Source organism: Ensifer sp. NPDC090286 (assembly GCF_044769565.1).
Lineage (GTDB): Bacteria > Pseudomonadota > Alphaproteobacteria > Rhizobiales > Rhizobiaceae > Ensifer.
The window spans coordinates 1146794-1159022 of record NZ_JBIVYF010000001.1; the positions used below are offsets into that span (position 1 = coordinate 1146794).

Sequence of the window (12229 nt, forward strand, 5' to 3'; positions counted from 1 at the left end):
CCAAAGCATGCATCTATGCCTCAGACGTAGAGTTCGCCGGCTGCGATCTTCACTGCATGGCCACCGATACGGGCATTGCTGATCTCGCCGCCCGTAATGTCGAGATGCAGGTGGATGAAGGACGGCCGCCCCATTTCAACGCCCTGCTCGACGAGCACCGGATGATGTCCGTCGACGAACTGGTCGAAATAATGGATTGCGCCGGAAAGGGCAGCGACGGCCGAGCCGGTCGCCGGGTCTTCGAGGTTGCCGGCACCGGGGCCGAACTTGCGGGCATGGAAGCGCGCCGTGTGGTTCACGCCGCCGCGACAATAGACGTAAGCGGCGGCAAGCCGACCCTCGGCCATCGGCGTCAATTGCTCCCAGCGCAGCGAATCGAACTCGATCGACGAAGCGGCCGCAACATCATGCACCGGCACCATGACGAAGGGTGCGCCCGCGCTCCAGAACGAGGGCACGTGATTCTCGAAGCCGATCTGCGAGAGCTTCAGGCTCAGCGCATCTGCGATCGCCTGCCGGTCGAAGCGTGCGTCGAGCCTGACGGATTTGCGCGGCAGGTCGAATTCGGCAAAGCTCGCCTGCCCGGCCTTGAGCCGCACGGCACAGCGCACCGGCCCCACCTTTTCCTCCAGCACCTGAACGAGGTCGATGCCCTCTTCGATCGCGCCATGCTGCGCCTCGGCGATCGCCACGGCCGCGCCGACGGTCGGATGGCCGGCAAAGGGCAGCTCCTGGCTGGGCGTGAAGATCCGCAGCTTTGCCGTATGTGCGGCACCGCCGGGCCTGCGAATGAACACCGTCTCGGACAGGTTGAATTCCTGCGCGATTGCCTGCATCGCCCCGTCCTCCAGCCAGTCGGCACCGAAAACCACGGCCAGCGGATTGCCCTCCAGTTGCCTGTCGGTGAAGACGTCGTAGATCGCGTAACTGAGCGCCATTCATGTCCCCTTGCGAATATGCCCGAACTTTGCAGCGTCGGGACGCGGGCGGCAAGGCTTAAAAGCACCGGTACACAGCTCGGCGCGGATCACGTTTTCTTTAGCTCCCACTTCCGCAGCATGCCTCGCCGTCCGAGCGGCCAAAAGCCCACCCGGACTCAGCCGGCGCCCATCCGCCGTCGCGCGGCCATCAGGCAACCCGCGCTAAAGCACGAAAATACAAGAGGATACGACGCCCCGTTGACTCAAAATCAGAGCCGCTTCTCACGCCGGAACAGCCAGTCGAGGATCGGCGGAATGAAGGGCGGATAGTTGTGCGCCACGGGGTCCGGTCCAAAAACCGCGATCGCTTCGTCGATCTCCGGTTCGGGATCGACTGCGATATGCGCGGCAACGCGCGCAACCAGCGCTGCCGCCTTCTCCGGATAGCGGTAGACGCGGATGAGCGTCACGGCGCGGCCCATATGCAGCAGGTGATAGCCGGGCTCCACCGTCGCGAGCGAAAGGTCGATACCGGTTTCTTCCATCGCCTCGCGGCGGATATTGCCGTCGATGTCGCAGCTGCCATCGACGATATCCTCGGGTTCCAGCGAACCGGAGGGGCTGTAGACCCGCCCCGGATTGGCCGTGTGCGCGCCCATGCGCACCAGGATCAGCGCACCGTCGGAGGAAAGGATCGCCGGCATGGCAAAGAGATGAAAGGCACCCTTTGCCCGCGTCTTCCGCCACCAGAGAAACGTCGAATAGGGCACCACATGCCCCTCGCCCCGTAGCCGGCCGTCGTCGATGCGAAGCGCCTTCAGCAGCACCATGCGCCCATCGAAGAGATGCGGATTGGCGGCGATCTCCCGCTGCCAGTTTTCCTGCGCGCGCTCCACCTCCTCCAGGTGAAACGGATGGGCCGCACCGGCAACGCGGACTTCCACCGCATCGATCGGGATAATGACGCCTTCGGCCGGCCACTCAGCCGTGTTGCTCTCAAGCGCGCTCATGTTCACACATCCAGGGTGATGGCCACGGGGCAATGGTCGGATGCCTTCGGCCGGTCCCAGCCGGTGCGCGGATAACGCTCCACCTCCAGCTCCGGCGGAAAGATCGTGCGGAACGGCTGGCCGCCGCGAATGACCTCGGGCACCTGGTGCGCGTTGCGCTTGGCAAGTGCCGGCGACAGCCAGATATAGTCGAGCTGGCAGAGATGCCGTTCCTGCGGCCCGCGGCTGTGAAACAGCGTCCAGCGGTCCATCACCGGCCGGCGCAGCATCGGGTTTTCAGCAAAGCCGTCATGGGTAAAGACGTCGAGCGAACTCGTCTCCTCCTCATGCGGAACGAACTGGTAGCCGGTGCGCCGGTCGCCGAGGATGTTCACCTTTTCCTGGTAGTCGTTCATGTCGCCGCAGATCGCAAACATCTTGTCTGCCGTGTGCCCGCGGCCAAAGCGGCTTTCGATGATGTGGCGCACGGCCGAGGCTTCGGCGACGCGCAGCGGCATCGTCGCCTGCCGGCCGTCGAGCCCCTCGCGCGCCGGCCCCATCGATTTGAAATGCACCACATAGAGCGTCAGCGGCCGCCCGCCGATGCGAAGATCGAGCTCCAGGCAGTCGCGCTTGAAGATCCGGTCGGCCGGCCGGTTGGTATGAGCGATCTGGTCGTTGAAGAGGTCGAGGTCCTCATAGGTCAGCCCCGCATGGCTTTTGACCTCCAGGCACTCGATCGGCTGGCCGTCGCGCGTCTCCTCGCGCATCAGCACGGCCACATCGATCCCGCGCGAATCGTTGCCTTCGATCAGGTACTTCTGGCGATAGCCGTTGCCGACCATGCGGAAGAGGTAGTTGTATTCGAAGGCCTGCAGCGAGGCCATGTTGTCGGCTTCCTGCAGGCAGAGGATATCGGCATCGCAATCGGCGATCGCCAGCGCCGACATCTGCCGCGTATCGTCCGTATGCGCAATCGTGCGCGCCTCCTCCAGCCGCTGGTACTCGGCTTCCGTCTTCACGTCGAAGAGCCGCAGCACCCGGTCCTGCTTCAACTGGTTGCGAAATCCGGAAAAATCGAAGCGGCTCAAAAGGTTTTCGATATTGAAGGTGGCAAGGCGAAGCGACATTTATCAATTCCGTGGCATGAAATGTGGGGAGCTTAAGCAATTCCAGGAAAAGTGTGAAACGGTTTTCCGTCCGGAATTGCGTCATCTCAAAAGCAATTCCAGGAAAAGTGCGAAGCGGTTTTCCGTCCGGGATTGCGACTTCACAAACTCCAATTCCAGGAAAAGTGCGAAGCGCTTTTCCGTCCGGAATCCATTGAGATCCCGTACGCCTCAGCGGCCTTCCGCTTCGAACGCGACCTATCGCGTCGGGCCGCCACGCAAATATGATCCATGTCATTCAGAACACGAACCAATGTGCTCATATGGCATTATCGCGTTGTCTATCGCACTTGTTGGAGGATGGGGTTGAACACGGAAATCGAAATCAAGCTCGAGCTTCTCCCTGAAGATCTCGATCGCTTTACCGAATCCGGACTTCTGGGTGAGCCGGCAAGCGTCGAAAGCCAGCGGTCGGTCTATTTCGACACGCGCGCCCGCGACCTGTTCCAGTCGGGCTTCACCCTGCGCATCCGCACGGTCGGTTCTGCCCGCACCCAGACGATCAAGGCCACGGGCGCGAGCGCCTCGGTCTTTGCCCGGCCGGAATGGGAGCAGCCGCTGGACGATGACGAGCCGGTGGTCGACCACACCACGCCGCTTGCCGCCCAGTTCGACCTTGAGCCGGGCGATCTGCAGGCGCATTTTGCCGTCGATGTCGAACGCACCACCTGGAAGGTGAAGCAGGATGGCGCCGACATCGAGGTCGTGCTCGACCGCGGCCTGATCACCGCGGGCACCCGCCAGACCACGATCGGCGAGATCGAGCTCGAGCTCAAAGACGGCACGCCCGAAGCGCTCTTCACGCTTGCCCGCCGCATCGAGGCGATCGTTCCCATCCGCTTCGGCGTCATGTCCAAGGCCGAGCGCGGTTTCCGTCTCATCGATGCCGAGCAGATTGTCTTCAAGGCCGAGCCGGTCGAAATCGACCGCGAGATGCGGGTGGCAAAGAGTTTTCGCACGGTCGCCCTCTCCTGTCTTCGTCACCACCGCCTGAACGAGGACGTGCTGCGCGTGCGCCAGAACCCGGAGGCGCTGCACCAGGCCCGCGTTGCCCTTCGGCGCCTGCGTTCAGCCTTCTCGCTCTTCAGGGATCTGCTTCAGGAAGATGAAAGCACCCGCCTGAAAGGCGAGCTGAAATGGCTGGCAGGCATCTTCGGCAAGGCCCGCGACGTCGACGTTCTCCTGGCGCGCGCATCGCAGCCGGAACTTCTCGACCGGCTGAAGGCAGCCCGCGCCGCCCGCTATCGCGAAGTGTTTGAAGCGCTCGACGACGGCCGCGGCCGCGCCCTGATGCTCGACCTCTACGAATGGCTGCATTGTGGCGCCTATCTCTCGTCACCGCCCGCCGAACTTCACGATCGTCCGGTGACCGATTTCGCCGAGGCAGTGCTCGACCGCGAGCGCCGGAAGCTGAAGAAGCACGGTCGCGCGCTCGCCAAGGTCAACGACGAGGAACGGCACGAGGCCCGCAAGGACGCCAAGAAGCTGCGTTATGCCGCCGAATTCTTCGCGACGTTGTTCGACGACAAGCGCGGCGCCAGGCGCCACAAGCGCTTCACCACGGCCATGGCCGCGCTGCAGGATGAACTCGGCACGCTCAATGACCTGGTCTCGGCGCCGCATGTGCTGAGCGAAATCGGCCTTGAGGACCACCCGGACGCCGGAACGCTCGTCGTAGAGGCGAACAAGGACAAGCTCATCGACCGTGCACAGGCCGCGCTCGACGACGTGATCGACGTCAAGCGTTTCTGGCGCTGAGCGCCTGCCGGCCGACGTCACTGGGGAAAGAGCGCCGGCGTCACTCGGGAAAGAGAAAGGTGATGCCGGCCCGCACGCCCCAGCCGTTCGGGCCACTGTCGGGCGAAGCCGCCCAATAGCGCGCGCCAACCTGCAGGCTCACGGGCTGCTCGCCGAATTTGGTGAGCTTCGACACGGAAAAATTGACCGGCACGCTCCACTGGTCGTTTTTCCAGTCGTAGGTGCTTTCCGTGTTGAGCGCGAAGGTCCAGGCATCCGGCGTGGTGTAGGACAGGAACGGCTGCAGGAAGGTCGAGCTCACGTCGTCCCGGTTGTGGTCGCCGGCAACCGACCAGATGTGGTTGGCGAGCACGCCATAGGTCCAGTGGTTTTCCTGCTTGAGCAGCACGGCCGTCGGCCCGACACCCCATTTTTCGCCGCCGAGCAGATCGTCCGTCGCCGTCGGCAGCAGGAACGCCGGCCCCGCGCCCCAGATCAGGCCGCCGGATGTCGGTTCCTTGGGCGAGAAGAAGAAGCTCTGCAGCGTATCGCCGAGGCCGAACTGGTGACCGCTGTCGCCGGCAATGTCGTTCTGCCAGACGACGGGCAGGATGGTGCGGGAGATGACCGTCCAGTCGTCGTTGAGCGAAATCGGGATGACCGGCTGGATGTTCAGCGTCACCTTGTTGCCGTCATCGGGGCCGTAGCCGCGGTCGTAGTTGAACTGGAAGGGCACGCTGATCAGCGAGGCGACCGGGTTCGAGAGCTTCTTGGCGAGGTCGGCGCTGGAATCCTGCGCAAAGGCATGGGGCGCGGCGAGCAGCGCGGCAACCAAACCCACTGACACGACACGTGGATGCATCGACAGTCTCCGTTCCGAATCACGATCTTTGCCGTTCAACTACACACGAAATTGCGAAACGGAGCCAGAGAGCGCAAGGGATTGCCGGAGCGGGCAGACCCCGGCGCCGCTCCCGCCAGGGCCTGACGTGCCGATGTCAGGCCGAAACCGTGATCTTCGGCGGCTGCCAGGAGCCGTCGAGGATCTCGTCCTTGCCCCAATAGGCGCGAATGTAGAGCGAGAAGATCCCGTGCGGCGCCGGCAGCCAGTTGCTGTCCTTCTCCCCGCCGGGGCGCTCGGCGCTCACATAAAGCGTCAGCGAGCCATCCTTGTTGCGTTTCAGCTGCCGGGACTTTGTGCCGATCGAATAGCGCTCGTACTCATTGGGGTGGAACAGATGCTTGTCGTTGTAGAGGGTCAGCGACCAGAAACCGTTGACAGGCGGGTCCTCACCTGGCGCAAAGGTGATCTCGTAAAGTTTCACGCCGGTAAGCTGGTCGCCCGCGCCGTCGAAATCGGTGTAGAAATATTGCGTTTCGGACGGCCTGTTGTCGAACATGTTCGACTTGGCCGTTCCCGTCCGGTTGAAATAGTCGATGCCCCATTGCGCATTGTTGACCGAGCGGTTCCAGCCGTTGCCGGCCGGAAGCCCGTTGCGCTGCCAGTCGAAGAACGGGGCGATTACCTTGTCCTCGGTCTCGATCGCCGTATCGACGAGCATCTGCTTCAGCTCTTCGTCTCTTTCGGTGGCGTCGATCAGCAGGCGGAATTGCGCATAGAGCGCCTCTTCCCCCGGCAGCGGATCTACGGCGGCAAGCGCATCGGGGAACTGCTCGAAGAATTTTTCCGGAACCACCCATCTCGTTTCGCCCTCGGCTTCCGCATCATCGACTGGCGGGGCGGGAATATCGATGAGCTTCGCCCATTCGATCGTCTTCATCTGGCCGGTAAAATCCTTGAGCGGATAGAAGACGACCTGGTTGATGAACGGTTGTATATCCTTGTTGTCCTCGCCCGTGTCGTCCTGAAAGATGCGCGGAATGGCGTTGGCAAGCGAGGTCGGGGAACGGATGATATCGGTAATGCCCGCTGGCTTCAGCCCGTCCCAATCGGGCCCGACAAGCAGGTAGAAGCCGGGCTTGGTGCCATAAGGCTTTCCAAGCTGGCCGAACTGGTCGGTGCGCGCATCGTAAAGCGCATAGACCCAGAAACGGTCGCCGAAATCGGGCACCTGCGCGACGACGGGCTCGTCGTCGAGTTCGAAGAAGCCAAGGCCGTAGACCACATCCTGGTTGGGGCATGTGACGAAGGTTTCCGACGGCTCGATATAGTCGTGCAGCATGCCCACCTGCCCACGCGGGGCAACCGGGAGAATGCCGCCGAGCACGCCCGCATAGGGCGCCTGGGTGATCTTGGCCTTGCGGTTGAGCATGTTGACGATCGGCCAGCCCCAGACATAGGCCATCTGCGCGATCGTGCGGGCATAGCCCGGATGCATGGCGACACCGGTCACAGGCAGCGTCGGCGCTCCCGGCCCGAGCGCCTGTTGTGCTGCGGCGGGCGTGGCGGCGGTAACGACCGAGGCGGCCGTCAGCGCCGCCGGAACGGCCGCGCCGACGCCGATCGTGGCAAGCGAGGCCGCGCCGATCCCGCCTTTCATCATGTCGCGTCGAGTGATTTCAAGATTGCTGCCGGATGTCTTCATCATCGTCTCCAGGCGTCCTGATCAATCAGCTTTGTGACGGGCACCCGCACTGGCGCCCCGTTTTTGGCACACCGTCCATCTCGCTCGGCTTGGTCCTCGCGCCGGGAAACCGGCTTTCGCCCTCACCCGTGACGGTTCAGGGCACGGATCGCTCGCCAGAATGGTTCTCTGTTTTTTTCCTCAACTGCGGCATTTCAATGCCCGGCAGAACGGTCCGCGCAGCGCCATCGGACACCGCGCGTGAGGACCGCTATCCTGCCGAAACAAGCCGTTCGGCGAAAGTACGTAACTGTTAAAATACGATGCAAACGGCGACGCAAAGCAGGGCGATCTTCCCTTTACCGACCGCCCCGCCTTGAGAAACCGCTGCAGGCTCAGCGCCGGCCGTCTTGCGCCGCCATCGCCCTTTCGATCCTCAGCGCCAGGTCATCGCTGACCGGCACCATCGGCAGGCGCATCTCCGCACTGTCGATCAGCCCCGCGCGCCACAGCCAATGCTTGATCGGCCCGGGGCTCGGTTCCGCAAAGAGCAGCCGCGGCAGATCGGCAAGGCGCTGCCAGGCGGAAAGTGCTCCCGGCTGGTCGCCGGCAAGGAGCCTGTTGCGGATGTCGGCAAAGGCTGCCGTCTGCACATGGGCGGACGCGGTGATCCCGCCTTCCGCCCCTTGCGTCAGCGCCGTGTAGAACAGCGGATCCTCGCCGGTCAGCACCGCGAAATCGCTGGGCTTGTGACGCAACAGATCGAAGGATTGCGTCGCATCCGCCGAACAATCCTTGACGCCAACGATGTTTCTCCGTTCCGCCAGCTGCAGCAACGTCTCGTTGCCGAGGTTGACGCCCGTCCGGTAGGGAATGTTGTAGATCAGGATCGGCCGGTCCGTCTCGTCGGCAAGCGCCGAGAAATGCGCATAAAGACCGCGCTGCGACGGCCGGGTGTAATAGGGGCAGGCAATCAGGTAGCCATCGGCGCCCCAGGCCGCCGTCCGCTCCAGCGCCTTCACCGACTTCCGCGTATCGCTACCGGAAAGCCCGAAATAGACGGGGATGCGCCGCCCCGCTGCAGCCAGCGTCTCATTGGTGATCGCAACCACCCGCTCGCACTCCGCCTCGTCCAGCGCCATGCCCTCGCCCGTGGTCGCGCCGAGAATGAAGCCGTCGATCGGCTCGGCCGCATAGTGGACGACCAGCCGGCGGAGCGAGCGCTCGTCCAGCTCCCCATCGCGAAAGGGCGTGATCAGCGGCAGCCAGAGGCCGCTAGGGCCCGGCGATCGTGTTGAAGCTGTGCTTTCCATGAAATTCCATCTCCTTTGAAAAACCGGAGACGGAGAGCGCAAGCGAAGACCCCGTCCGAACCGGCGGGGTCGATCTGATCCTTGTGCTTGCTATGCTCTGCGCGCAACGACCGTCAGCCCCGGATACGGGGCTTTTTTCACAGTCGTCAGTTTTGCGAGGCGGCAGGTCATGGTGGTGAAGGTCGAACAGTCCGGCTGCCTTGTCAAGGAGGACCGGTGCCGCACTCAGTCCGCACATCTGCCTTCGCTCAGTCCGGACATTCCGCGCCGGTCTCCACCCAGGCGGTGATCAGCGCGGCGAACTCCGGTTGCGAACCGGGCGGCGCGCTGCGGCCCTCGCCAGGATGCCAGGCCCAGCCGACCAGGTGGTCCTCGCCCATGTGCTTGATGAGATCGGCATGGGAGCGGTTGCCGTTGCGCTCGGTATCCTTCACCTGTTCGCAGATCTCGCGAACGGTGAGGCCCTGCCAGGCCATGCTTGCGGGCGCCAGCTGCCAATGGGCGTTACCGGGGATGGACTTCAGCCGGCTGCCGACGATCGCCCGGTTCTCCGCACCGTGGCAGGTGCTGCAGGCAAGGCCGGCCGGCCCCATCGAGCTGTCGGCAGCGATCATCAATGGCACATGCGGGTGCATGTCCTCCCCTTGCGTCGGGCTGCGCGTCGCCGGGTGGCAGTTGATGCAGCGCGGATGGGTGAGCACCCGGCTCGCCTCGGCAAACATCGCCTTCGAGCGCTCACCTGCATCGGTGATCGCGGCAAAGTCGGCGGCACCTTTCAAGGCGCCGCCGCTGCCGGTTTCGGCAAAGCCGCTGACCGGCTCGAAGGTGGCAACAAGACCTGCCGCCACGAGCGCTGAGGCAAGCGAGAGAGCAAGGGCTGGCCTGTTCATGGTCACACCCTCCTCAGGTCGCCCTGGTCGATCGGCAGGGTTCTGAGCCGCCTGCCGGTCGCCATGAAGATCGCGTTCAGAAGTGCCGGCGCCACGCCGGGCGTGCCCACCTCGCCGATGCCGCCGGGCGCCTCGGCGCTCGGCACGATATGCACCTCGATCGGCGGCGTCTCGTGGATGCGCAGCACAGGCGCATCGTCGAAATTGCCTTCGACCACCGCGCCGTTTTCGACGGTGATGCGCCCGTAGAGCGCCGCACTCAGGCCATAGACGACGCCGCTCTGGATCTGCGCCTCCACCGTGTCCGGGTTGATCACCTGGCCGCAATCGACCGCGCAGACGATGCGCTCGGTCTTGAACCTGCCGTTCTCGTCGAGGCTGACTTCGGCGACCATCGCCGCGAAGCTGCCGAAATCCTCGGCAATCGCGATGCCCCGCCCCCTGCCCTTGGCAAGCGGCGCCGACCAGCCGGCCTTCTCGGCCGCGAGATCGAGCGCGCCGAGCAGGCGCGGCTTGTGCTGCAGCAGCCGCCGCCGGTATTCGAGCGGATCGACGCCCGCGAGTTCGGCCAGTTCGTCGATGCCGCATTCGACCGGGGGAATGTTGCGGGTGGCGCCGACGCCGCGCCAGTTGCCGGTAAGCATGCCATCCGGCGCCTCTTGCCGGGCAAAATCGGTTTGCCTGTGTTCGATCGCATAGGGCGTTTCGGCCCCCGCCATCTGGTCGAGGTCGACGCCGTCCTTGGTAAAGCCCGGGAACCAGCGCGCCATGACCGACGGCCCGATGACCCGGTGCCGCCAGGAGACCGGCATGCCGTCGGCCCCGAGCGTCGCCGTCACCTTGCTGTAGTTGAGGTAGCGATAGCAGTCGTGGCGGATGTCCTCCTCGCGGCTCCAGGTCACCTTCACCGGGCCCTTCACCTGCTTGGCGATCTTGGTCGCCAGGATCACGCCGTCGACATCGAGCCTGCGGCCGAAGCCGCCGCCGAGCAGGTGATTGTGCACCACCACCTTTTCGACCGGCAGGCCGGTCACGTCGGCTGCCGCCTGTCGTGCCCGGCTCATGATCTGCGTTCCCACCCAGACCTCGCAGCCATCGGGGCGCACATGCACGGTGCAATTCATCGGCTCCATGGCGGAATGGGTCAGGATCGGCATGCGGTAGACGAATTCGTGCACCGGCCCATGCTCGGCCTCGGCCTTGGCGACATCGCCTTCATGCAAATGCGGCAAGGCCTTGCCGTCGATCGCCGCATCCATGAGGCGCTCGAGCTCGGCCTGCGAAACCGAGGCGCTCGGCCCCGGATCCCACTCGATCGAAAGGGCCGCGAGCCCCTTTCGCGCGGCGCCGGTATTGTTGGCGACAACCGCGACAGCCTCCTCGATGCGCACCACCTGGCTCACGCCCTTGACCGCCATGGCCGGGGCCTCGTCGACCGCGCGCAGCTTGCCGTTGAAGTGCGGACAGATCGCGATCGCCGCGTAGGACAGGCCCTCCGGCCGGGCGTCGATGCCGAATTTTGCTGTGCCGTTGACCTTTTCCGGGCTGTCGAGGCGATGGACGGGCTTGCCGATCACCCGATAGCTCGAGGCCGGCTTCAGCGGCACGTCCTCAGGCACGGTTTGCGATGCCGCAGCCGCAATCAGGCTGCCATAGGCGGCCCGCCTGTTGCCGGTGGTCTCGACCACCTGGCCGGCCTCCGCCTTGCAGGCGTCGGGCGAAACGCCCCAGTCGCGCGCCGCAGCACTGACCAGCATGATGCGCGCTGTGGCACCCGCCTTGCGCATCTGCTCGTAGACACCGCGGATCGCAAAGGAGCCGCCGGTGATCTGGTCGCCCAGCAGCGGATTGGCATATTGCTTGGGATCGGCCGGCGCATGCTCCAGCACCACCTGGTCGAGCCCAACCTCCAGCTCTTCGGCGAGCATCATCGCGACCGCCGTATAGATGCCCTGCCCCATTTCCACCGAGGGCATGACGAAGGTGATCTTGCCTTCCTGCGGAATGCGGATGAAGGCGTTCGGCGCAAAGGGATCGCCTGCCGCTGTTGCCGCCTGCGGCCTGAAGCCGATGACCAGCCCCGCGCCGGTCAGCGATGCGCCGATCAGAAGCTGGCGGCGCGATAAGGAAAGGTTCGTTCTGTCGAAGATGGACATGGCATCACCCCCGCGCCGCAAGCTTGATGGCTGCACGAATGCGCGGATAGGTGCCGCATCGACAGATGTTTCCGGCCATGACCGCATCGATGTCGTTGTCATCAGGCGTCGGATTGGCGGCAATGAGCGCCGTCGCAGACATGATCTGTCCGGACTGACAGTAGCCGCACTGAACGACGTCGATGTCGAGCCAGGCCTGCTGCACCCGCTTGCCCTCGGGCGTGTCGCCGATCGCCTCGATCGTGGTGATCGGCTTCCCCACCGCCTCGGACACCGGCATCACGCAGGAGCGCGCCGCCTGCCCGTCGACATGGACCGTGCAGGCGCCGCACATGGCGATGCCGCAGCCAAATTTGGTGCCGGTGAGCCCTATCGTGTCGCGCAGGACCCAGAGCAACGGGATATCGCCGTCCACATCGACGGCATAGTTCTTTCCATTCACAGTGAGATTGTAAGGCATGACACCATCGGCCGAAGCCGTCCCCTGTCCATGCGAAGGTGCGAAAATACCAACAAGGGGGACGGTCGGC

At 64.2% G+C, this 12229-nt stretch carries 10 protein-coding genes; 1 reads left to right on the top strand and 9 read right to left on the bottom strand.

The window, feature by feature from the left end; genetic code table 11:
- Window positions 1-20: 20 nt before the first annotated feature.
- The 3 genes from ACIQUG_RS05700 to ACIQUG_RS05710 form a co-directional block, all read right to left on the bottom strand.
- A complete protein-coding gene (locus ACIQUG_RS05700) occupies window positions 21-938 on the bottom strand; it encodes a PhzF family phenazine biosynthesis protein (RefSeq protein WP_402318379.1) in 918 nt (305 codons plus the stop codon).
- A 251-nt stretch (window positions 939-1189) separates the two neighbouring features.
- Window positions 1190-1930, bottom strand: a complete 741-nt coding sequence (locus tag ACIQUG_RS05705; protein ID WP_402318381.1) for an NUDIX hydrolase — start codon at window positions 1928-1930, stop codon at window positions 1190-1192.
- A 2-nt stretch (window positions 1931-1932) separates the two neighbouring features.
- The gene (locus ACIQUG_RS05710) at window positions 1933-3039 is read right to left on the bottom strand and encodes an endonuclease/exonuclease/phosphatase family protein (RefSeq protein WP_192446520.1); all 1107 of its coding nucleotides are present in this window, start codon (window positions 3037-3039) and stop codon (window positions 1933-1935) included.
- A 339-nt stretch (window positions 3040-3378) separates the two neighbouring features.
- Between ACIQUG_RS05710 and ACIQUG_RS05715 the strand changes: the two genes are divergently transcribed.
- A complete protein-coding gene (locus tag ACIQUG_RS05715; RefSeq protein ID WP_402318384.1) occupies window positions 3379-4836 on the top strand; it encodes a CHAD domain-containing protein in 1458 nt (485 codons plus the stop codon).
- A 40-nt stretch (window positions 4837-4876) separates the two neighbouring features.
- Here ACIQUG_RS05715 and ACIQUG_RS05720 read toward each other — a convergent pair whose 3' ends face one another.
- The 6 genes from ACIQUG_RS05720 to ACIQUG_RS05745 all read right to left on the bottom strand — a co-directional run bounded on the left by ACIQUG_RS05720 (window position 4877) and on the right by ACIQUG_RS05745 (window position 12159).
- The gene (locus tag ACIQUG_RS05720) at window positions 4877-5677 is read right to left on the bottom strand and encodes a transporter (RefSeq protein WP_402318387.1); all 801 of its coding nucleotides are present in this window, start codon (window positions 5675-5677) and stop codon (window positions 4877-4879) included.
- A 136-nt stretch (window positions 5678-5813) separates the two neighbouring features.
- Window positions 5814-7361, bottom strand: a complete 1548-nt coding sequence (locus tag ACIQUG_RS05725; RefSeq protein WP_402318390.1) for a DUF1254 domain-containing protein — start codon at window positions 7359-7361, stop codon at window positions 5814-5816.
- A 374-nt stretch (window positions 7362-7735) separates the two neighbouring features.
- The gene (gene dapA, locus ACIQUG_RS05730; protein ID WP_402318393.1) at window positions 7736-8653 is read right to left on the bottom strand and encodes a 4-hydroxy-tetrahydrodipicolinate synthase; all 918 of its coding nucleotides are present in this window, start codon (window positions 8651-8653) and stop codon (window positions 7736-7738) included.
- A gap of 248 nt (window positions 8654-8901) precedes the next feature.
- Window positions 8902-9543 (bottom strand): Isoquinoline 1-oxidoreductase subunit, encoded by a 642-nt coding sequence (locus tag ACIQUG_RS05735; RefSeq protein WP_402318396.1) that lies wholly within the window; start codon window positions 9541-9543, stop codon window positions 8902-8904.
- A 2-nt stretch (window positions 9544-9545) separates the two neighbouring features.
- On the bottom strand, window positions 9546-11699 hold the full coding sequence (locus ACIQUG_RS05740) for a molybdopterin cofactor-binding domain-containing protein (protein WP_402318399.1): 2154 nt from the start codon (window positions 11697-11699) through the stop codon (window positions 9546-9548).
- Window positions 11700-11703: 4 nt separating this feature from the next.
- Complete coding sequence (locus ACIQUG_RS05745) at window positions 11704-12159, bottom strand: (2Fe-2S)-binding protein (protein ID WP_402318402.1); 456 nt, start codon at window positions 12157-12159, stop codon at window positions 11704-11706.
- Window positions 12160-12229: the final 70 nt, after the last annotated feature.

What these genes read in the sequence shown, in the direction of transcription:
- ACIQUG_RS05705 (WP_402318381.1), bottom strand. Translation starts at nt 1,930, where the DNA reads ATGAGCGCGCTTGAGAGCAACACGGCTGAGTGGCCGGCCGAAGGCGTC.
- ACIQUG_RS05715 (WP_402318384.1), top strand. Translation starts at nt 3,379, where the DNA reads ATGGGGTTGAACACGGAAATCGAAATCAAGCTCGAGCTTCTCCCTGAA.
- ACIQUG_RS05720 (WP_402318387.1), bottom strand. Translation starts at nt 5,677, where the DNA reads ATGCATCCACGTGTCGTGTCAGTGGGTTTGGTTGCCGCGCTGCTCGCC.
- ACIQUG_RS05735 (WP_402318396.1), bottom strand. Translation starts at nt 9,543, where the DNA reads ATGAACAGGCCAGCCCTTGCTCTCTCGCTTGCCTCAGCGCTCGTGGCG.
- ACIQUG_RS05745 (WP_402318402.1), bottom strand. Translation starts at nt 12,159, where the DNA reads ATGCCTTACAATCTCACTGTGAATGGAAAGAACTATGCCGTCGATGTG.
- ACIQUG_RS05740 (WP_402318399.1), bottom strand. Translation starts at nt 11,699, where the DNA reads ATGTCCATCTTCGACAGAACGAACCTTTCCTTATCGCGCCGCCAGCTT.
- dapA (WP_402318393.1), bottom strand. Translation starts at nt 8,653, where the DNA reads ATGGAAAGCACAGCTTCAACACGATCGCCGGGCCCTAGCGGCCTCTGG.
- ACIQUG_RS05710 (WP_192446520.1), bottom strand. Translation starts at nt 3,039, where the DNA reads ATGTCGCTTCGCCTTGCCACCTTCAATATCGAAAACCTTTTGAGCCGC.
- ACIQUG_RS05700 (WP_402318379.1), bottom strand. Translation starts at nt 938, where the DNA reads ATGGCGCTCAGTTACGCGATCTACGACGTCTTCACCGACAGGCAACTG.
- ACIQUG_RS05725 (WP_402318390.1), bottom strand. Translation starts at nt 7,361, where the DNA reads ATGAAGACATCCGGCAGCAATCTTGAAATCACTCGACGCGACATGATG.